The organism is Methylobacterium tardum (genome assembly GCF_023546765.1).
Lineage (GTDB): Bacteria > Pseudomonadota > Alphaproteobacteria > Rhizobiales > Beijerinckiaceae > Methylobacterium > Methylobacterium tardum.
The window spans coordinates 1,497,569-1,518,119 of sequence record NZ_CP097484.1 but is presented as its reverse complement, the minus strand read 5'-3'; the positions used below and the strand labels follow the sequence as shown (position 1 = coordinate 1,518,119).

Here is a 20,551-nt window from a genome sequence, read left to right as displayed (position 1 = left end):
GATGACCGTCCGAGTGCGGGCGGCCCTGGGTGTTCCGCAGCTCAAGGCGGCTCATTCGGCAGATTGCAACGGCGAACACTTCGAGCGGCGCAGATTTCAGCTGCAACAGACAGGACATGGCCCTGTAAGTCGGAGCCCTTACGCCTCCATCTGAGCCCGCAATACAGCGGCAGGACGGAGGGCATCATGCTCAGGGATCAGGCCACGACAACCCGGACCGCAGCACGCCCTGTGCTGGCTCATGAGCGCGCGGTCCGACATCCCTCCCGACGCACAATAGCCTTCGATTGTGCGTGCCTCGGACTCGCGTTCTTCGGAACCGCAAGCACGGTGGCGGCGTGGCAGGCCCCTCCCCGCCCGTCGGCGACAGAGCTGATATCGGATCGCCGTCGTCCGACTCTCTCGATCTCGGCGCGTTTCTCCAGATCGCTGGCCGCTGAGGGAGCCGGCCGATGAACGCGATGCTGACGGGTCTCTTCCCGCTCCTCATCGTCGCGACGTGGGGCGCCGGTTCTGTCTTGGTCGAGCGCGCTTGGCATCAGCGCGCGCCGGCCGGCCAGATCGTGGCAGCGCTGCTCTGCGTCGGCTTTTGCTTTGCCGCCATCGCGGCGCTGGCTTGGGCGATGCCGCAGCCGGATCAGAACTGGTCGGATGCTCCGATGGGCCGCATCGTGCGGCAGGGCCCGTCCGCCCTGGAAGCGCCGATCCCGGGCCATTGAAGCGCGTTCACGCCGCCCCGCCCTCGCCGCTGGCGGCGCGGGGTCGGCATGACGCGCAATCGCCGACGCAACACGCGACGCAATCACCGCGACATCGAGCTTGACCATACTTTCCCCCAGGGCAGCCGGGCAGCGGCCGCTGAACCGAGGGGATGCCGGATGGCCAAGAGCGCGATGACCAAGGGAATGAACGCGACCGATCGTGCGGTCGGTTGGACAATGGTGGGCAGCTTGGCGTTCGCCTTGGTCCAGTATGCGCAGTTCATGGCGCTGCCCGCACACTTCGTCTGAAGCCGGCCCGGCACGCCGCTGCCGCGCACCGGAACCGTCCGCGCGCCGCGGCCGGCATGCGCGCGGGCCGCTCGGCGCCGGCCATGCGCAGGGTCGTCCTCCTGTGGGCCAGCACCGGGCGCGCGTCAGCTCAACACGACGTTGCCGACTTGGCCCGTGATCTCCGCGCGCACCGAGGCGGACATCTCCGCCATGTCCTGCGCCGCCCGGGGCAGGTCCTGCGCCAGCCGCATGGCCCGCCGGTCGAGCGCGTCGCAGACTTCGACGATGTCCGAGGACGCCAGAGCCTGGCGCTCCACGAGGGCGCGAATCAGTTCCGTTGCAAAGAAGATCGTCGCCATCTTGAGGTGCAGCGCGGCCCGTCCTCCGGCGACGTCGGCCAAATCCTGGATCGTGTTGCTGAGCGTCTTGGCCTCGTCCGGCGTCATCGCACACTCCATCGGTGCTGCTCGCCGGCCGATGGTCGCGGAAACAGCCGGGCTTCACAAGAGGCCAGCCGGTTTTCGTCAGTTTTCGAACGCGTCGGCAGGTGCTCGCTAAGGTATATAGCCCGCGTTTATTGCATTCAGGGCTGCGTCCTGCCGGGGCTGCCAGCTCTCTCGCCGCTCCTCCTTGCCGCTCTGCCTCTTCTCCGACGCGCACGCCACCCAAGACTTTGTTGGCGGCGTCGGAGCGCTCGTTTCCGCAGGCGGTGGGAGCGACAATGTCCCACTCGCAGTCCGTGCTGGCGGCGCGCCGGCGACCGGCGCCGGAGGCGGGCTTGCGAGCGGCTCGCCGAGGCCTGGAACGCGCGTGACATCGTCAGGCCGGCGTAACACCCGTGTCGGACCCTGTGACAGTCCGTAACTTACCACGCTTCGAATTTCGGCAAGATTGACTTTAATCAAGATGTGGCCGGCACAAACGGGATCGAAACGCTATGACTGGGTAGCGATGGCGGCAACGATGAGACCCGATCAGGTTCAGCTTGCTCAAGACGCGTATGTCACGGCCGCAGATTTCATCGACAATTACATAGACAAGCTTTCTGTGGCTCCGAGACATTTGTTGCGGAACCATGTGGCTTTCGAGATCGCATATCGTATCAAGCAAGGTGTCGATCGAAAGCAGGAACTGATTGCGCTCGCAGTCCAAGCAGCTCTCACAGAGGCGGCTCTAAAATCCCTGCGCTCTGCCGAGCCAGAGGCCGTGAGCTGCTATCGCTGATCCAGCTGTCTTTATGATTGTCCATGCCACCGGGATGTCCTGCATTCCTGCGCGGTCGGACTCCGTCACGACCTGCACCGTGACCTGATCTTGGGGTGAGGGCTGTCGGCCGCGGATCACGCGCGCCAGTGGCCGAGGACGGGCGGGTGACCCTCTCCGCCTCTGGGGTGTCCGGCGGCCACCACCGGTCTGGTGCTTGTCGCGCAGACACCGCGTCGCGTGCGGGAGACGGGACGCGGTTTTTCGTAGCCCGAAGGCGCGGGCGCAGCCCGGCACGCCCGGCGGCGAACCGTTCCAGAGACGATCGCGGGAACGACCTTTTCACCATCTCAGCCGGATGAATTGGGCCGAACGCGGCCTGTGTCCGTTCAGAGCGCATGGCTATACCCGCGCAGACGCTACCGGGCTGCTCGACGTCCAGCGCGGGTGCGGTGGCCGATCTGCCGACGGCCGTCTTCGTCGAACGCTGGCGCCTCATCACGGGCGAGCCGCCGGCCATCCTGCTCAACTCACGCACTGCGATGCTGGCGCTGCTCGTCGAGAGCACGCCTGTCGCGCCCCTCGAACCGCCGGTCCCTACCTGGGACGGGTGTGGGCGGGGCGGTGACACGCCGCGCTGACCCGCCAACCTGGCACCGAGCCGCCCATCAGGCGCGACGGGTTCGGCAAACCCGCTCTCGGTTCAGTCAACCTTCAATGATGTCTCTTGGGACGCCGCTCTGGAAAAACCTAGTGCCATCAGAGCGTTGAGTGGTGGAGACGACAGGGATCGAACCTGTGACCTTTCCCATGTCAAGGGAATGCACTACCGCTGTGCTACGTCTCCTCATCGACCGCAATCAGGCTCGCCGAACCTGGAAGCCATCGAAATAGTCCATGTATCTCAGCGACTTATGAGGAGTATCGACTACCCTGTCAAGGTAGTGTCCTCCCGCTGAGCTACGCGCCCGGGCCGGAGCCGTTCGTGCTCCGGTGGGCGGGGCCTATAGCGGCTGCCCGGCGCGCGCGCAAGCGGTTCCTGGCCGCGGGGAGCCGCAATCGCCGATCCCGCCGGTCGGCGCCGTCATGGTGCACGCCGACGGAAAAATGCGCTATGGGCCTGCCGCTCGGCATCCGGCCGCGCCACCACACAGGGCGCCGGCGCGCCGCCGCCTCACGCTACGGGACATGCGCTACTTCATCGACCATGATCAGGGTGACTCGATCCGCGGCTGGATCGTGCCGGACAATCCCCTCGCCATCAGCCGGGTCGTGGTCTCGGTCGACGGGCGACGCGTGGCCGAGATCCCGGCCCGCTTCACCGACGAGGTCTTCAAGCGCAATGGCTGGCACGCGACCGGTCAATGCACCTTCATGGTCTCCCCCGACGAGGTGCCGGGGCTGCCCGAGATTCCGCGGCTGGAGCTCTACGACGCCGATACCAACGTCCTGGTCTACCGGCGCGTGCCGCCCGAGGGGCGGGTGCGGCTGCGCACGATGCTGATCAACACCGGCATCGAGCCGGAGGCCGTCCTCCAGGCCGCGCTCTTCCCGCATTTCCAGCACTGCTACTTCGGCGTCCACAAGCTGCCGGACGAGATCCTGACCTGCGTGCTGACCGGCCCGGCCGCCCCGTCGGCCTTCCTGTCCGGAGCCGTGACGATCCCGCGCTACGAGAACTTCCTGACGCCGGACCTGATGATCACCGCGATCCTGCTGCAGGAGCCGCAGATTGAGATGGCGACCCGCATGCTCTGGCTGAAGGCGCGGGCCGGCGACGCCGCCGATCCCGCGCGCAGCTGGCGCCTGGGGCCCCTCGCCGAGGCCGCGGCCTTCGCGGACGAGTACGACTTCACCGACGTGAAAAGCCTCAAACGGTTCTTCCGCATGCTGCCGGAATCCGCCTACCGGCTGCTCTACAACCCCCTGACGCGCCAGCTCGGAACCCGCATGCCGGAGGACCGGCTGCATCCGGGCAATTCCATCGCGGCGATCGAGATCCTCGCCCGGGTCGGCATCGTCGGGCACAAGACCCGGTTTCCCGCCTTCGCGTCGACCCTGTTCGACCGACTCGGCATCGCCGCGCCGATCCCGGTCCTGCCCGCAATACCCGCCGAGACCCAGGCGCTGGCCGAGCGCCTCCGGTCCGTCAAGGCGGTCGAGGAGATGATCGTGTTCGATGTGGCCATGTCGGACGCCGTGAAGGCCTCGGTCGACAAGAGCTGGAGTTGAGGGTGCGCTCCACCGGGCCGGAGGCGCCCGAACCTCGCCTCCCGCCGGCGCACCTGACCGGGCTCTGGCGCGCGCGCCGCACCCTGCCGGCCCGGGCCGCGCCGGACGGGCTGCGCGTCGCGCTGCCGGACCTGGCGGATCGCTGGGTCGAGATCACGCTGTCCAACGACCCGGCCGAGGGCCGCGATACGGTCCCGGATATCAGCTTCGTCGGGCCGGACGGGCGTCCGGGATCGCTGCTGCCGCAGGAGGCGCGGGGCGGGGGCGCCTTCGCGTGGATCGGCCGCCTGCCCGGCAACATCGTCGAGCTGCGCGTGGCCGATCCGGCCGGACGGGTTCCGGCCCGGCTGCGCCGGATCTCGGTGCGCCGCCTCGCCCGACCGGTCCTGGCCCTGCGCGGCCTGATGCGCGAGCCCGGCCTGACCGCACAGGCGCTCACGTGGCGCGTCCTCGGCAAGAAGGTGCGCGCGCGGGGCTTCCTCGGGCGGGCCCTGCGCCACCGGCGGGTGACCGGCTACGAGGCCTGGCTCGGGACCCATGCGCTGCGCCGTGCGGAGCGGGACGGGATCGCCGCCGAGATCGCCGACTGGGCCGACCCGCCGCTGATCTCCGTGCTGATGCCGGTGCACAACCCCGACCCGAAGGTGCTGCGGGCCGCCCTGGCGTCGCTGCGCGCGCAGCTTTACCCGCATTGGGAGCTCTGCGTCGTGGACGACGCCTCGACGCGCCCGGCGGTCCCGCGGATCCTCGCCAAGGCGGCCGAGGCCGACCCGCGCATCCGCGTCCTCACCCGCCCCGAGAACGGCCACATCGCCCGCGCGACCAACGACGCGCTGGGCCGGCCCGCGGCGTGGTCTGCGCCTTCATGGACCATGACGACGCGCTGACCGAGGACGCGCTCTACGAGGTCGCCCGGGCGCTCCGCCGCGATCCGGATCTCGTGCTGATCTACAGCGACGAGGATAAGATCGACGGGCGCGGCCGCCGGTTCGACCCGCATTTCAAATCGGGCTTCGACCGTGAGCTGCTCTACGCGCAGAATTACATCAACCACCTCACGGTGGTGCGGACCGACGCCCTGCGGGCGGTCGGCGGTCTGCGTCCGGGCTTCGAGGGCAGCCAGGATCACGACCTGCTGCTGCGGCTGACCGACGGGCTCGACCCCGGCCGCATCCGCCACATCCCACGGGTGCTCTATCACTGGCGCGCCGCACAGGGCTCCGGCACCTTCTCGGACCGGTCGCTCGCCCGGGCCGAGGCGGCGCGCCTGCGGGCCCTGGAGGAGGTCGTGGCCCCCTGGGGCGGCCGGGCGGAGCGCGGTCCCGGCGGCTTCAACCGCCTGATCCGGCCGCTGCCGACACCGCCGCCGCGGGTCTCCGCGATCATCCCGACCCGGGACCGGGCCGAGATCCTGTCAGTGACCCTCGACGGGCTGCTCGGCGCGACCGACTACCCCGATATCGAGGTGGTGATCGTCGACAACGACAGCCGCGAGCCCGAGACCGCCGCCCTGTTCGCCCGCTACCGGGGCGATCCCCGGGTGCGCATCGTCCCGGTGCCGGGCGCCTTCAACTTCTCGGATCTATCGAACCGGGGCGCCGCCGCGGCGACCGGCGCGGTGCTCCTGTTCCTCAACAACGACATCGAGGTGCTTGAGCCCGGCTGGCTCGCCGAGTTGGTCCGCCACGCGGTCCGCCCGGAGATCGGCGCCGTCGGGGCGAAGCTGCTCTATCCGGACCACACGATCCAGCACGGCGGCATCGTCCTCGGGATCGGGGGCGTCGCCGGCCACAGCCATCTCGGCGTTGCGGACGCGGATCCGGGCTATTTCTGCCGGATGGTCATCGCCCACGAGGTCTCGGCGGTCACCGGCGCGTGCCTGGCCATGCGGGCCGAGGTCTTCAGCGAGGTCGGCGGTTTCGACGCGGTCGACCTGAAGGTCGCCTTCAACGACGTCGATCTCTGCCTCAAGGTCCGCCGGGCCGGCTACCGGATCGTCTGGACGCCCTTCGCCAAGCTGATCCACCACGAGTCGAAGAGCCGCGGCGCCGAGGACACGCCCGAGAAGCAGAAGCGCTTCGAGGGCGAGGTGCTGACCATGCTGGATCGCTGGGGCCCCGAGTTGCGCGCGGACCCCTACTACAACATCAACCTGTCACGGAACTCGGCGCATTACCGGGTCTGAGCCGCACCGGTCCCGCGGATGCTGTCGGCGGCCCGCGACGACATGGTGCTATGCGTGCGTCAGTGGGTGAACTTGCGTCCGGAGCCGGTTGCGATACCTCTGGACATGCCGCATGAGGCGGTTCCGGCCAAGGCGTCCCGGCGGACGCGCGGCGAGGGCAGCAACCAGAGATGAGTGCGAACACCCCTACGGTCACGGGCCTTGAGCGCGACGCCCAGCAGGCGATGGGAGACCACAAGGTCCATCCCAACGAGATCGCCATCGGCGTGGTGATCGGACGTGCGTCCGAATACTTCGACTTCTTCGTGTTCGGCATCGCCTGCGTGCTGGTCTTCCCGAAGGTGTTCTTCCCCTTCGTCGACCCGCTGAAGGGCACGCTCTACGCCTTCTCGATCTTCGCCCTCGCCTTCATCGCCCGGCCGGTCGGCACCGTGCTGTTCATGGCGATCGACCGGCGCCACGGCCGCAGCGTCAAGCTGACGACGGCCCTGTTCCTGCTCGGCGGCTCGACGGCGGCGGTGAGCTTCCTGCCGCGCTACGACAGCATCGGCATCTCGGCGGTCTACATCCTGGCCGGCCTGCGGGTGCTGCAGGGCACGGCGCTCGGCGGCGCCTGGGACGGGCTCGCCTCGCTGCTCGCCATGAACGCGCCGCGGGAGCGCCGCGGCTGGTACGCGATGATCCCGCAGCTCGGCGCGCCCCTGGGCTTCATGGTGGCGAGCGCGCTGTTCGCGTTCTTCCTGGTCAACCTCGACGAGGCCGACTTCATCGACTGGGGCTGGCGCTTCCCGTTCTACTGCGCCTTCACCATCAACGTGGTCGCCCTGTTCGCCCGGCTGCGCCTCGTCGCCACCGACGAGTTCGCCCGGATGATGGACCTCGACCGGCTGCGCCCGGTCCCGGCCCTGGAGCTGTTCCGCCATCACGCCGGCGACGTGGCCCGCGGCGCCTTCGTGCCGCTCGCCGCCTTCGCGCTGTTCCATCTCGTGACGATCTTCCCGATCGCGTGGCTGGCGCTGAACAGCACCAGCCGCTCGCCGGGCGAGTTCCTGATCGTGCAGTTCTCGGGCGCCATCGTCTGCGCCGGCGCAGTCGCGGCCTCGGGGCTGATCGCCGACCAGATCGGCCGCCGCAACTGCCTGATCATGAGCTCTTCGCTGATCGCCTTCTTCGCCGTCGGCAGCATCATCGCGCCGCTCCTGTTCGGCGAGAGCGCCATCGGCCAGACGATCTACGTCACGATCGGCTTCATGCTGCTCGGCCTCGCCTACGGCCAGACGGCCGGTGCGGTGAGCGCCCGCCTCGGCAACCACTACCGCTACACCGGCGCCGCGCTCACCTCCGACTTCGCGTGGCTGCTCGGGGCCGGTTTCGCGCCGCTCGTCGCGCTGTTCCTCTCGCAGCGCTACGGGCTCGCGATGATCGGGGTGTACCTCCTGTCCGGCGCGGTCTGCAGCTTGGTGGCCCTGTTCACCGACCGCTCGGAACTGCGTCAGATGTAGCCGGTCGGGCCCGCGGCGCAGGCCGCCGGCCACCCGTTGACTGACAGGAACGCCGCCTCGCGCGGCACGGCAGAAGCGCCGCGTCAGCGGCATGGGATAACGAGACGCGTGCTGTGACCTCTTCGACCCATCGACCGGACAGGACCGACACCGCGGCGCGCCGAGGCGGCCGCGGGCGGCGCCTCCTGCCGTTCCTCGCCCTCCCGCTCCTGACCCTGCTGGGCGGCTGCAACTTCGTGGTCCTGCACCCGGCCGGCTACGTGGCCGAGCAGCAGCGCAATCTCGTGCTGGCGGCGACCGGGCTGATGCTCCTGATCATCGTCCCGGTGATCGCCTTCACGCTGATCTTCGCGTGGCGCTACCGCGCCACCAACGAGGACGCGGTCTACGATCCGGAATGGCACCACTCGACGCAGCTCGAGGTGCTGATCTGGACGGCGCCGCTGATGATCATCATCGCCCTCGGCGCCCTGACCTGGATCGGGACCCACACCCTCGATCCGTTCCGGCCGCTCAGCAAGATCGACCCGAAGCGCGACGTCCCGGCCGGCACGCAGCCGCTCGAGGTCGAGGCGATCGCCATGGATTGGAAGTGGCTGTTCCTCTACCCGCAATACGGGATCGCCACGGTCAATGAGCTGGCCGCGCCCGTGGACCGGCCGATCCGCTTCAAGATCACCGCCACCGACGTGATGAACACGTTCTACGTGCCCACGCTCGCCGGCATGGTCTACGCGATGCCGGGCATGCAGACGCAGCTCCACGCGGTGATCAACCGCGAGGGCGCCTACGAGGGCCGCTCGGCGCATTACAGCGGCGCCGGCTTCTCCAACATGTTCTTCAAGTTCCACGGCTTGACCAACGAGGGCTTCGACCAGTGGATCGCCAAGGCCAAGGCCCAGGGCGGTGAGCTGAGCCAGGAAGCCTATCTCAAGCTCGAGGAGCCGAGCGAGGCCGAGCCGGCGCGCTTCTACAAGTCGTACATGAAGGGCCTCTACGACCGGATCATCGGCATGTGCCCGCGTCCCGACCAGATGTGCGTCGGCGAGATGACGAAGATCGACGCCCAGGGCGGCGCCTCGGGCGAGGAGGCGGCGGCGAACTACAAGCGGCTGCAATACGACAACCGGCTCGCCGAGCGCGGCGTCGAGGGACCCGGCGCGACCGCGCCGGCCTCGGAGACCCTGCCGCACGGCCAGACCCAGCCCCAGGGCATGCAGCCGCGGCCCGACATGGGCAATCCGGACGTCCGGGGCCAGAAGTCGCCCGATAGCCAGGGCAAGGGCTCCGGCGAGGGCCAGAGCGAGGGCGGCCAGATCGCCCCGAAGCAGCTGAACCAATGAGCCCGCGCGCGATGACAGCGGACTCCACACACATGACCGGCGGTCGCCGTCGAACCCACTGAACGGGCCGATCCCATGTTCGCAAACCTGGACCTACAGCAACTGCTCTTCGGACGATTTACGATCGAGCAGATTCCCTACCACGAGCCGATCCTGCAGGCGACGTTCGCCGGCGTGGTGGTGGTCGGCCTCGCGGTGCTCGGCGTCATCACCTACTACCGCTTCTGGGGGCCGATGTGGCGTGACTGGATCACGTCGATCGACCACAAGAAGATCGGCATCATGTACTGCATCTTCGCGGGCGTGATGCTGCTGCGCGGCTTCGCCGACGCGGTCCTGATGCGCTCGCAGCAGGCCGTCGCGTTCGGCCAGGAGCAGGGCTTCCTGCCGCCGCACCACTACGACCAGATCTTCACCGCCCACGGCATGATCATGATCTTCTTCGTGGCGATGCCGTTCGTCACGGGGCTCATGAACTTCGCGGTGCCGCTGCAGATCGGCGCCCGCGACGTCGCCTTCCCGTTCCTGAACAACTTCAGCTTCTGGATGACGGTGGCCGGCGGCATGCTGGTGATGGTCTCGCTGTTCGTCGGCGAGTTCTCCCGCGCCACCTGGCTCGCCTACCCGCCGCTCTCCGGGGCGGCGATGAGCCCCGGCGTCGGCGTCGACTACTACATCTGGGCGCTGCAGATTGCCGGCATCGGGACGCTGCTCTCGGGCATCAACCTGATCGCCACCATCGTGAAGATGCGGGCGCCCGGCATGACCATGATGAAGCTGCCGATCTTCGTCTGGTCGTCGCTGTGCACCAACATCCTGATCGTGGCCGCCTTCCCGATCCTCACGGCCGTTCTCGCGATGCTGTCGCTCGACCGCTACGTCGGCACGCATTTCTTCACGAACGACCTCGGCGGCAACGCCATGCTGTACTTCAACCTGATCTGGATCTGGGGTCACCCGGAGGTCTACATCCTGATCCTGCCGGCCTTCGGGGTGTTCTCGGAGATCACCTCGACCTTCTGCGGCAAGCGCCTGTTCGGCTACACCTCGATGGTCTACGCGCTGGTGGTCATCACCATCCTCGCCTATCTCGTGTGGCTGCACCACTTCTTCACGATGGGCTCGGGCGCGGACGTGAACTCGTTCTTCGGGATCACGACCATGATCATCTCGATCCCGACGGGCGCGAAGATCTTCAACTGGATGTTCACCATGTACCGCGGCCGGATCCGGTTCGAGGTGCCGATGCTCTGGGTGGTGGCGTTCATCGTCACCTTCGTGATCGGCGGCATGACCGGCGTCCTCCTGGCGGTGCCCCCGGCCGACTTCGTGCTGCACAACTCGCTGTTCCTGATCGCGCACTTCCACAACGTGATCATCGGCGGCGTGCTGTTCGGCATGTTCGCCGGCGTGACCTTCTGGTTCCCCAAGGCCTTCGGCTTCAAGCTCGACGAGTTCTGGGGGAAGATGGCGCTCGTGTTCTGGGTGACCGGGTTCTACGTTGCCTTCATGCCGCTCTACGTGCTCGGCCTGATGGGCGTGACCCGGCGCATGCAGCACTTCGATGACCCGTCGCTGCAGATCTGGTTCGTGATCGCGGCCATCGGCGCGGCGCTCATCGCCTGCGGCATCGCCTCGCAGATCATCATGTTCGTGGTCTCGATCCGCAACCGCGACAAGCTGCGCGACCTCACCGGCGATCCGTGGGGTGGCCGGACGCTGGAGTGGTCCACCTCCTCGCCGCCGCCGGACTACAACTTCGCGTTCACGCCGGTCGTCCACGATTCCGACGCGTGGTGGGACATGAAGAACCGCGGCTTCGCCCGCCCGATGACGGGCTACAAGCCGATCCACATGCCCAAGAACACCGCGGCCGGCGCGATCCTGGCGGCGCTGAACTTCACCTTCGGCCTGGCCATGGTCTGGTACGTCTGGTGGCTGGCGGCGCTCACCTTCGTGGCGATCTTCGTCGTCGCGATCGCTCACACCTTTAATTACAATCGCGACTACTACATTCCCGCCGACGTCGTCAGTCGGACGGAAGGTCAGCGGACGCGCGAACTGGAGATGGCGTGATCCGATGATGCACGCGGAGACTGCACCCCCGGCGCCGCGGCGCCGGTCTTCTACCAGATCGACGAGGAGGGCCATCATTCCGAGGGCTCGACCATGCTCGGGTTCTGGCTCTACCTGATGAGCGACTGCCTCATCTTCGCGACCCTGTTCGCGACCTACGGGGTGCTCGGGCGCAGCTACGCGGCCGGCCCCACCCCGAAGGAGCTGTTCGACCTGCCGGGCATCGCGGTGAACACCGCCATGCTGCTGTTCTCGTCCATCACCTACGGCTTCGCCATGTTGGAGATGGACCGGGACCGGGTGAAGCAGACGCAGATCTGGCTGGCGGTGACCGGCCTGTTCGGCGCGGCCTTCGTGACGCTGGAGATCCGGGAGTTCGTCCACCTGTTCCACGAGGGCGCGCCGCCCTGGCGCAGCGCCTTCCTGTCCTCGTTTTACACGCTGGTGTCGACCCACGGTCTGCACGTCTCCATGGGCATCCTGTGGCTGATCGTGCTGATGGTGCAGGTGCGCAAGCACGGGCTCATCGCCGAGAACAAGCGTCGGCTGATGTGCCTGTCCCTGTTCTGGCACTTCCTCGACCTGATCTGGATCGGCGTCTTCACGGTGGTCTACCTGATAGGAGTGCTCGAATGAGCGCCGACGTGCACAACATCGCCGGGCCTGCCGGGCACGGACCGGATCTGCACGGCCACGACGCCCACGCCCACGGCGAGGGCAGCCACGGCACGTTCCAGAGCTACATGACGGGCTTCGTCCTGTCGGTGATCCTGACGGTGATCCCGTTCTGGCTGGTGATGGGCAACGTGCTCGACAACAGCCTGGTCACCACCCTGGTCATCCTGGCGCTCGGTGGCGTCCAGATGGTCGTGCACGTCATCTACTTCCTGCACATGAGCACGAAGTCGGAGGGCGGCTGGACCTTCATGTCGCTGATCTTCACCATCACGGTGGTGGTGATCATGCTCGCCGGCTCGGTGTGGGTGATGTACCACCTCAACCACAACATGATGCCGATGGATGCCCACGACGTCATGAACAACGCCCGCTGAGCGCGCGTCCGGAGATGAGACCCGCGGGGTCGGGACGGGGGCTGATCCGGGCTCGGCCCCCTCCCCGGCCCCGCTCTCGTTCCTGCGGCGCGTTGTGTTCGGCGTCGGCGCCGGCCTCGTGTTCGTGGTCCTGCTCGGGCTCGGGACGTGGCAGGTGGAGCGGCGGGCCTGGAAGCTCGACCTCATCGCCCGGGTCGATGCCCGGGTCCACGCGCCGGCCGTGCCGGCCCCGGGCCCTGCCGACTGGCCGCGCGTCGGCCCCGACGACGCCTACCGGCATGTCCGGCTCTCCGGTACCTTCCTCAACGATCGCGAGACCCTGGTGCAGGCCGTGACCGAGCGCGGCGGCGGATTCTGGGTGCTGACGCCGCTGCGCCGGACCGACGGCAGCCTCGTGCTGGTCAATCGCGGCTTCGTGCCCGGCGACCGGCGCGATCCGGCGACCCGGGAGCCCGGCCAGGTCGCGGGCGAGACCACGGTGACCGGCCTCCTGCGGCTGACCGAGCCGAAGGGCGCGTTCCTGCGCTCGAACGATCTCACGGACGACCGCTGGTATTCCCGCGACGTGGCGGCGATCGCGGCGGCCCGGGGCCTGACCGAGGTCGCCCCCTACTTCGTGGACGCGGACGCGACGCCCAATCCCGGCGGCCTGCCGGTGGGCGGCCTGACGGTGATCGCCTTCCCCAACAACCACCTCGTCTACGCGATCACGTGGTACGGGATGGCGCTGATGCTGGCCGGCGCGATGGTCTACGTCCTGCGCGGCGGGCGGGCGAAGGACCTGGACGCCGAGGTGCGTGGGCCGCGCCGCGGGTGATCCGGGCGGATTCCTGACGCATCCACCGCCGCACCGTCGTTCCGGGGCCGCGCAGCGGAGCCCGGAATCCAGATCCGCCGGTGGTTTTCGGTCTGCGACGATGGCGGCTCTGGTTTCCGGGCTCGCCCGCGGCGCCCCGGAACGACGGGCTGTCTTCGCGCAATCCACCGCCGGCCATGCGCGTCGAGCGGCGAACGGGTCGCTCCGGCCCCTGTCCTCACGTCCGCGAGACGGTGGCCCTGGACTCTGCAAAGCCAAACTGCTGCGCGCCTGGCTCGACCGATAGGGGAGTAGCCCGCTCCGAGCGGGTCCCTATAATGGCATGACAAACGCCATAACGAGTCAACGCCATGACCTCCCGCATCCCGAACTTCGCCGAAATCCCGCTTGCCGGCGAATCACTCGCGATCGCGGCCCCGGCGCTCGGCGAGCCCTGGATGACGCCGGAGGGGATCCCGGTGAAGGGCCGCTACGGGCCGGAGGACCGGGAGGGCATCGAGTTCCTCGACACCTATCCGGGCATCGCGCCGTTCCTGCGCGGCCCCTACCCGACCATGTACGTCACCCAGCCCTGGACGATCCGGCAGTACGCCGGCTTCTCCACGGCCGAGGATTCGAACGCCTTCTACCGCCGCAACCTCGCGGCCGGGCAGAAGGGCCTGTCGGTGGCCTTCGACCTGGCCACCCACCGCGGCTACGATTCCGACCATCCCCGCGTCTCGGGCGATGTCGGCATGGCGGGCGTGGCGATCGACTCGATCTACGACATGCGCACGCTGTTCTCCGGCATCCCGCTGGACGAGATGACCGTGTCGATGACGATGAACGGCGCGGTGCTGCCGATCCTCGCCCTCTACATCGTCGCCGCCGAGGAGCAGGGCGTGCCGCCGCAGAAGCTCGCGGGCACCATTCAAAATGATATTCTAAAAGAATTCATGGTCCGCAACACATACATCTATCCCCCTAAGGGATCGATGCGGATTATCTCCGATATCTTTGCGTATACTTCCAAAAATATGCCGAAGTTCAACTCGATCTCGATCTCCGGCTACCACATGCAGGAGGCAGGCGCCACGAACGACCTGGAGCTCGCCTACACGCTCGCCGACGGCGTCGAGTACATCAAGGCGGGCCTCGCCGCCGGGCTGACCATCGACCAGTTCGCCCCGCGCCTGTCGTTCTTCTGGGCGATCTCGACCAACTTCTTCATGGAGGTCGCCAAGATGCGGGCCGCGCGCCTGATCTGGGCGAAGCTCGTGAAGGGGTTCGATCCCAAATCCGAGAAGTCCCTGGCCCTGCGCACCCACTCGCAGACCTCGGGCTGGTCGCTCACCGCCCAGGACGTGTTCAACAACGTCACCCGCACCAACATCGAGGCGATGGCGGCGACGCAGGGGGGCACGCAGTCGCTCCACACCAACGCGCTCGACGAGGCGCTGGCCCTGCCCACCGACTTCTCGGCCCGGATCGCCCGCAACACCCAGCTGTTCCTGCAGCAGGAGAGCGGCACCACCCGGATCGTCGATCCCTGGGGCGGCTCCTACTACGTGGAGAAGCTCACTGCCGACATGGTCGCCCGGGCCTGGGAGCACATCCGCGAGGTGGATCAGCTCGGCGGCATGGCCAAGGCGATCGAGGCCGGTATCCCGAAGCTGCGGATCGAGGAGGCCGCCGCCCGCGCCCAGGCCCGGATCGATTCCGGTCGCCAGACCATCGTGGGCGTGAACAAGTTCCGGGCCGACGACGACATGGCGATCGAGCTGCTGCGGGTCGACAACGGCAATGTCCGCCGCCTCCAGATCGACAAGCTCAAGCGCCTGCGCGCCGAGCGCGACGAGGCGACGGTCGCGGACCGGCTCGACGCGCTCACGAAGGCCGCCGACGGCGCCGGCAACCTGCTCGAACTCGCCGTCGACGCGGCCCGCGCCAAGGCGACGGTGGGCGAGATTTCCGAGGCCCTGGAGAAGGCCTGGGGCCGGCACCGCGCCGAGATCCGCTCGATCTCCGGCGTCTACAAGCGCGAGGTGGGGGGCATGTCGCCTGTGGTCGAGGAAGTCCGGGCGCTGGTCGAGGCGTTCGAGGAGAACGACGGCCGCCGGCCGCGCATCCTGGTCGCCAAGATGGGCCAGGACGGGCACGACCGCGGCCAGAAGGTGATCGCCTCGGCCTTCGCCGATCTCGGCTTCGACGTGGATATCGGGCCGCTCTTCGCCACCCCGGCGGAGGCCGCCCGGCAAGCGGTGGAGAACGACGTCCACATCGTCGGGGTCTCGTCGCTGGCGGCCGGCCACCTGACGCTGGTGCCGGAGCTGAAGGCGGCGCTGACCGAGCAGGGCCGGGACGACGTGATGATCGCCATCGGCGGCGTCATCCCGCCGGGCGATTACGAGGCGCTGACGGCGGCGGGCGCGGCGGCGATCTTCCCGCCCGGCACGGTGATCGCCGAGGCGGCCGCCAAGCTGATCCGCGCGCTGAACGAGCGGCTGGGCTACGCGGCCCGGCAGGCGGCGGAGTAGGGCGAGCCTTCCGAGGCGGCCGGACGGGCCGCCTCGATCCCTCCCACCCCCGCGTCCCATCCTGAGGTGCCGGAGCGCAGCGGGGCCTCGAAGGAGGTCTCCAGCCCGCCGCGCGATTCCTGGAGCCCTCCTTCGAAGCCCGTCGGCGCGGGCACCTCAGGATGAGGGGTTTGGGTCGGATTCCGCCGGTGCGACCGGGATCAGCCCGCTCAGTTCAGTGCCTGCGGATCCGCCTCTGTGAGGAAGGCCTCGACCTCGTGGAGGAACTGCATGCGGTTCTTCTCCATCATCACCGTGTGGGTACCCTCCCCCAGCTCGACGAAGCGCTTGTAGGGGGCGTGCGTGAGCTTGGTGAAGTATTCCTGCGCCTGGTAGCTCGGCAGGTCCGCATCCCACTCGGCGTGGATGATCAGCACGGGCACGCGGATCTCGCCCGGGTCGTAGAGCGGCTTGCCCGCCTGCCAGAACTCCTTCGAGTCGGCCACCACGCCATTCGGGGCACGCAGGACCGGCGGCGTCTGCTTGGCGCCGGCCTGGTCCGTCGCGAAGGTCGCGTCGGCCCATTGCTCGAACCAGCCCGGCGGGATCAACTCGGCCTTCTTGTCCTCGGGCACGCCGGTCAGCCAGCGCGTCTTGGCATTGTCCCGGCTGACGCTGCGATAGGCGCCGAGCGGCCCGTTGCCGCCGATCAGGGCCGGCGTGCGCGCCAGCCATTGCGGCGCGTAGAGCACGAGCCGGTTGACCTTGTCGTTGTGGGTGCTGGTGTAGAGCCCCATGGTGGAGGTGCCCCAGGACCAGCCCATCAGGTCGATTTTTTCGACCCCGCGTCGCTTCAGGATGAAGTCGACCACCTGCCCCACCACCTTGGCGGAATCGGGCGTGCGCATGAACGGCGCGTTGTCGGAGGCCGGCGCGCTCATGGCGGCGGGACGCCCGGACAGGCCGTAGCCCGGCAGGTCCACGAGGTAAACGTCGAAGCCCAGGCCGGCGAGGTAGTCCATCGGGGACATCCCGCCGAGCGGCAGGTCGAAAGCCGTGGAGGCCGGGTAGGTCGCCCCGTGCACGTAGAGCAGGATCCGATCACCCGGGAACCGCTCCGTTCCGGCGGGACGCTTGTTGCGGACGTAGATCTCGACCCCCGGCTCGCTCCAGGGCAGGCGGAACTCCTCCGTCGCCAGCCGGGCGGATGGGGCGGCGACGGCCGGTGCCGCCGAGGCCGCGACCACCGCCCCGGCGGCGAGCGCCCCGACCAGCTCGCGCCGGGCCAAGCCCCGGCCCGGCTGCGCCGCGTTCGGATCTGTGCGCATCGGTCTGTCCGCCATGGTTTCCTCCGGCCCGCCTTGCGTGGCGGCTCGGGCGATTCAACCGACGGGTGTCGGCCGGCGCAACGCCCCGCGGCACGGCCGGCTGGACAGGCGGCGGATTCCGTCGCCCGATCCGGCGAGACCGCGTGAAAAAAGCCCGCCCCCGACGCCGGAGCTGGTGACGCCAAGCTCCCGGACGGGCATTGAGGCGGGAGATCCCGGGAGACGCCCGCTTATGACGACTCCGAAAACCGTCGCGACCACGCCCTTCCCCGACCAGAAGCCGGGCACCTCCGGCCTGCGCAAGAAGGTGCCGGTGTTCCGGCAACCGAACTACGTCGAGAACTTCGTCCAGGCGATCTTCGACACCCTGCCCGACAAGGCGGGCGCGACCCTGGTGCTGGGCGGCGACGGCCGGTTCCTCAACCGCGAGGTGGTGCAGAAGACGCTGCGCCTCGCGGCCGGCAACGGCTTCGGCCGGGTCCTTGTCGGGCGCGGCGGCCTGCTCTCGACGCCCGCCGCCTCCTGCGTGATCCGCAAGGCCCAGGCGCTCGGCGGCATCGTCCTCTCGGCGAGCCACAACCCGGGCGGGCCGGACGGCGATTTCGGCATCAAGTTCAACGCCGCCAATGGCGGCCCGGCGCCGGAATCCGTCACCGACGCGATCTTCGCGCGGGCCAAGGCACTGACGGAGTACCGCCTCGCCGAGGCGCCGGACCTCGACCTCGACCGCCTCGGCGACACCCGCCTCGGGGCCATGACGGTCACGGTGATCGACCCGGTGGCCGACTACGCCGAGCTGATGCGCACGCTCATCGACTTCGATGCGGTGTCGCGCCTGTTCGCCTCGGGCTTCCGCATGCGCTTCGATGCCATGAGCGCGGTGACCGGCCCCTACGCCACCGCGATCCTCGAAGGAATGCTCGGCGCCCCCGCGGGCACGGTGGTCAACGCCGAGCCGAAGGAGGATTTCGGCGGCCACCACCCGGACCCGAACCCCGTCCATTGCCACGACCTGTTCGACCTGATGCAGGGGCCCGACGCGCCGGATTTCGGTGCCGCCTCCGACGGTGACGGCGACCGCAATATGATCGTGGCCCCGGGCCTGTTCGTGACGCCGAGCGACAGCCTCGCCCTGCTCGCCGCCCATGCCCACCGGGCGCCGGGCTACGCGGGCGGGCTCGCGGGCGTCGCCCGGTCGATGCCCACGAGCCGCGCCGCCGACCGGGTCGCGGCCGCCCTCGGCATCAAGGCCTACGAGACGCCCACCGGCTGGAAATTCTTCGGGAATCTCCTCGATGCGGGGCTGATCACCCTGTGCGGCGAGGAGAGCGCCGGCACCGGCTCGAACCACGTGCGCGAGAAGGACGGGCTCTGGGCGGTGCTGCTCTGGCTCAACATCCTGGCGGCCACCGGCGAGCGCGCCGACGCGCTGGTGCGGGCGCATTGGCGGACCTACGGGCGCGACTACTACGCCCGCCACGATTACGAGGAGGTCGATTCGGACGCCGCCAACGGCCTGATGGACGCGCTCCGCGAAAAACTCGCCGGGCTGCCGGGCACGCGGATCGGCGACCTCACGGTGTCGACGGCCGACGAGTTCGCCTACCGCGATCCGGTGGACGGCTCGCTCACCGAACGTCAGGGTATCCGGATCGGCTTCGCCGAGGACGCGCGGGCGGTGTTCCGGCTCTCGGGCACCGGCACCGCCGGGGCGACGCTGCGGGTCTACCTGGAGCGCTACGAGAACGCGCCGGACCGGCTCGACTTGGCCGTTGCCGAGGTGCTGGCCCCGGTTGCGGCCGCGGCCCGCGCGATCGCCGAGATCGAGCCGCGCACCGGAAGGCCTGAGCCGAGCGTGGTGACCTGAGGGGAGCCGGGAGACGCCCCGTCTTTGCGAGCGCAGCGAAGCAATCCAGAGGCGCCACGCTCTACGGCGACGCGCCACCCTGGGTCGCTTCGCTGCGCTCGCGATGACGGTAGGGCCGGCGCCGATGCCTCAGACCAAGTCCTTCACCATGTGCACGGTGACGTCGTCGTCGCGGGTCCGGCCCGGTCCGTCGTAGAGTTCCTCCCGCTCCACCCGGTAGCCGAGCGCGCCGTAGAGGCGCAGGTTCGCGACGTACTTCTTGTTGGTGTAGAGGCGCAGCCGCGCGAGCCCCGCCCCGGCCGCGACGGCATCCGCGAGCCCCATCAGCCGGCTGCCGAAGCCCCGGCCCTGGAAGGCCGGGTCCACCGCCACGTTGACGACCAGCAGGTGATCGGCCTCCGCCTTCGTCTCGATCAGCCCGGCGAGATCCGGGCCGGCCAGCAGCAGGTCGAAGCGGTGGTCCCGCAAAGCCTGCGCGTAATCCGCCCGCATCGGGATCGGCAGGCGGCCTATCACCGGGATCCACTTGGTATAGGCCGCCGCGACCAGCGCCCGGATCGCCTCCACGTCCGCGGGTGTCCCGCGCCGGACCGCGACTGACTCGTCCATCTGACCTCTCACGGTTGACCGCGGCGGCTCCGTCCCCTAAAGACCCGCCCGTCGATGGGGCTCCGCACGGGGCCCCGTCGCGTTTTCACGCGCACCCGTGGGCGGGATCCTCCCGCCCTGTCGTCCCGGACCTGACGTCCGGGAAAAGGAGGGCGCGTTCCTCATTCTCGTCACGAGAGGACGCGAAACATGTCGAAGCGGATTCAGGCCAAGCACAAGCTCGACCGCCGCATGGGCCAGAACATCTGGGGCCGCCCGAAGAGCCCCGTCAACCGCCGCGAGTACGGCCCCGGCCAGCACGGCCAGCGCCGCAAGGGCAAGATGAGCGACTTCGGCACGCAGCTGCGCGCCAAGCAGAAGCTCAAGGGCTACTACGGCAACATCACCGAGAAGCAGTTCCGCCGCTACTACGCCGAGGCGATCCGCCTGCGCGGCGATTCCGGCGAGAACCTCGTCGGCCTACTCGAGCGCCGCCTCGACGCCGTGGTCTACCGGGCGAAGTTCGTCGCGACCCCGTTCGCCGCGCGCCAGTTCGTCAACCACGGCCACGTCAAGGTCAACGGCGTCCGCGTCAACATCCCGAGCTACCAGGTGAAGGCCGGCGACCTGATCGAGGTCAAGGAGTCGTCCCGCCAGCTCGAGATCGTCATCGTGGCGACGCAGCTCTCCGAGCGCGACGTGCCGGACTACATCGAGGCCGACCACGCCAAGATGACCGCCCGCGTCACCCGCATTCCCAGCCTGTCCGAGGTGCCCTACCCGGTGCAGATGGAGCCGAACCTCGTCATCGAGTTCTACTCCCGCTAAGGCTGTCGCGACAGCGATGTCGGTGGAGGGGCCGCCCGCCTGG

17 protein-coding genes, 1 tRNA gene and 1 pseudogene are annotated in these 20,551 nt (G+C 68.8%); 15 read left to right on the top strand and 4 right to left on the bottom strand.

Features of this window, described 5'->3' with window-relative positions:
• The first annotated feature begins 452 nt into the window (after positions 1 to 452).
• Together M6G65_RS07165 and M6G65_RS33400 are read left to right on the top strand one after the other, a co-directional pair.
• On the top strand, positions 453 to 719 hold the full coding sequence (locus M6G65_RS07165; protein WP_238197320.1) for a hypothetical protein: 267 nt from the start codon (positions 453 to 455) through the stop codon (positions 717 to 719).
• 159 nt (positions 720 to 878) lie between these two features.
• Positions 879 to 1,010 carry a hypothetical protein gene (locus M6G65_RS33400; protein ID WP_283214880.1) on the top strand — a complete coding sequence of 44 codons (132 nt, stop codon included), beginning with the start codon at positions 879 to 881 and terminating at the stop codon, positions 1,008 to 1,010.
• Between the two features lie 125 nt (positions 1,011 to 1,135).
• Here the strand turns inward: M6G65_RS33400 and M6G65_RS07160 are convergent, their stop codons facing one another.
• Complete coding sequence (locus M6G65_RS07160; protein WP_238197319.1) at positions 1,136 to 1,438, bottom strand: hypothetical protein; 303 nt, start codon at positions 1,436 to 1,438, stop codon at positions 1,136 to 1,138.
• A 505-nt stretch (positions 1,439 to 1,943) separates the two neighbouring features.
• Between M6G65_RS07160 and M6G65_RS07155 the strand changes: the two genes are divergently transcribed.
• Together M6G65_RS07155 and M6G65_RS07150 are read left to right on the top strand one after the other, a co-directional pair.
• Positions 1,944 to 2,216 carry a hypothetical protein gene (locus M6G65_RS07155; protein WP_250103755.1) on the top strand — a complete coding sequence of 91 codons (273 nt, stop codon included), beginning with the start codon at positions 1,944 to 1,946 and terminating at the stop codon, positions 2,214 to 2,216.
• Positions 2,217 to 2,593: 377 nt separating this feature from the next.
• Positions 2,594 to 2,836, top strand: a complete 243-nt coding sequence (locus tag M6G65_RS07150) for a hypothetical protein (protein WP_238197317.1) — start codon at positions 2,594 to 2,596, stop codon at positions 2,834 to 2,836.
• 131 nt (positions 2,837 to 2,967) lie between these two features.
• Here M6G65_RS07150 and M6G65_RS07145 read toward each other — a convergent pair.
• Positions 2,968 to 3,042, bottom strand: a tRNA-Val gene (locus tag M6G65_RS07145).
• A 341-nt stretch (positions 3,043 to 3,383) separates the two neighbouring features.
• Between M6G65_RS07145 and M6G65_RS07140 the strand changes: the two genes are divergently transcribed.
• From M6G65_RS07140 to scpA, 9 genes and pseudogenes are all read left to right on the top strand, one after another.
• On the top strand, positions 3,384 to 4,427 hold the full coding sequence (locus M6G65_RS07140; protein WP_192711151.1) for a hypothetical protein: 1,044 nt from the start codon (positions 3,384 to 3,386) through the stop codon (positions 4,425 to 4,427).
• A 53-nt stretch (positions 4,428 to 4,480) separates the two neighbouring features.
• Positions 4,481 to 6,612 (top strand): annotated as a pseudogene (locus M6G65_RS07135) (glycosyltransferase family 2 protein).
• A 170-nt stretch (positions 6,613 to 6,782) separates the two neighbouring features.
• Complete coding sequence (locus M6G65_RS07130; protein WP_250103754.1) at positions 6,783 to 8,114, top strand: MFS transporter; 1,332 nt, start codon at positions 6,783 to 6,785, stop codon at positions 8,112 to 8,114.
• Positions 8,115 to 8,227: 113 nt separating this feature from the next.
• The gene (gene cyoA, locus M6G65_RS07125) at positions 8,228 to 9,457 is read left to right on the top strand and encodes a ubiquinol oxidase subunit II (protein WP_238197315.1); all 1,230 of its coding nucleotides are present in this window, start codon (positions 8,228 to 8,230) and stop codon (positions 9,455 to 9,457) included.
• 75 nt (positions 9,458 to 9,532) lie between these two features.
• On the top strand, positions 9,533 to 11,533 hold the full coding sequence (cyoB, locus tag M6G65_RS07120) for a cytochrome o ubiquinol oxidase subunit I (protein WP_238197314.1): 2,001 nt from the start codon (positions 9,533 to 9,535) through the stop codon (positions 11,531 to 11,533).
• A gap of 93 nt (positions 11,534 to 11,626) precedes the next feature.
• Positions 11,627 to 12,169: a cytochrome o ubiquinol oxidase subunit III gene (gene cyoC, locus M6G65_RS07115; RefSeq protein ID WP_430929553.1), complete on the top strand. Its 543-nt coding sequence runs from the start codon at positions 11,627 to 11,629 to the stop codon at positions 12,167 to 12,169.
• Positions 12,166 to 12,585 carry a cytochrome o ubiquinol oxidase subunit IV gene (gene cyoD, locus M6G65_RS07110; protein WP_238197312.1) on the top strand — a complete coding sequence of 140 codons (420 nt, stop codon included), beginning with the start codon at positions 12,166 to 12,168 and terminating at the stop codon, positions 12,583 to 12,585. Before cyoC ends, cyoD begins: the two co-directional genes overlap by 4 nt.
• A gap of 94 nt (positions 12,586 to 12,679) precedes the next feature.
• Entirely contained in the window at positions 12,680 to 13,402 is a 723-nt protein-coding gene (locus tag M6G65_RS07105) for an SURF1 family protein (RefSeq protein ID WP_250103753.1), read from the top strand.
• Between the two features lie 350 nt (positions 13,403 to 13,752).
• A complete protein-coding gene (scpA, locus tag M6G65_RS07100; RefSeq protein WP_238197310.1) occupies positions 13,753 to 15,918 on the top strand; it encodes a methylmalonyl-CoA mutase in 2,166 nt (721 codons plus the stop codon).
• Between the two features lie 209 nt (positions 15,919 to 16,127).
• Here scpA and M6G65_RS07095 read toward each other — a convergent pair whose 3' ends face one another.
• A complete protein-coding gene (locus M6G65_RS07095) occupies positions 16,128 to 17,240 on the bottom strand; it encodes an alpha/beta hydrolase (protein ID WP_238197309.1) in 1,113 nt (370 codons plus the stop codon).
• A 217-nt stretch (positions 17,241 to 17,457) separates the two neighbouring features.
• On the opposite strand from M6G65_RS07095, the gene M6G65_RS07090 reads away from it, so the two are divergent.
• On the top strand, positions 17,458 to 19,092 hold the full coding sequence (locus tag M6G65_RS07090) for an alpha-D-glucose phosphate-specific phosphoglucomutase (protein WP_238197308.1): 1,635 nt from the start codon (positions 17,458 to 17,460) through the stop codon (positions 19,090 to 19,092).
• A gap of 129 nt (positions 19,093 to 19,221) precedes the next feature.
• Here the strand turns inward: M6G65_RS07090 and M6G65_RS07085 are convergent, their stop codons facing one another.
• A complete protein-coding gene (locus tag M6G65_RS07085; protein ID WP_238197307.1) occupies positions 19,222 to 19,701 on the bottom strand; it encodes a GNAT family N-acetyltransferase in 480 nt (159 codons plus the stop codon).
• Between the two features lie 189 nt (positions 19,702 to 19,890).
• Between M6G65_RS07085 and rpsD the strand changes: the two genes are divergently transcribed.
• On the top strand, positions 19,891 to 20,508 hold the full coding sequence (gene rpsD / locus M6G65_RS07080) for a 30S ribosomal protein S4 (RefSeq protein WP_010686187.1): 618 nt from the start codon (positions 19,891 to 19,893) through the stop codon (positions 20,506 to 20,508).
• The last annotated feature ends 43 nt before the right edge of the window (positions 20,509 to 20,551 follow it).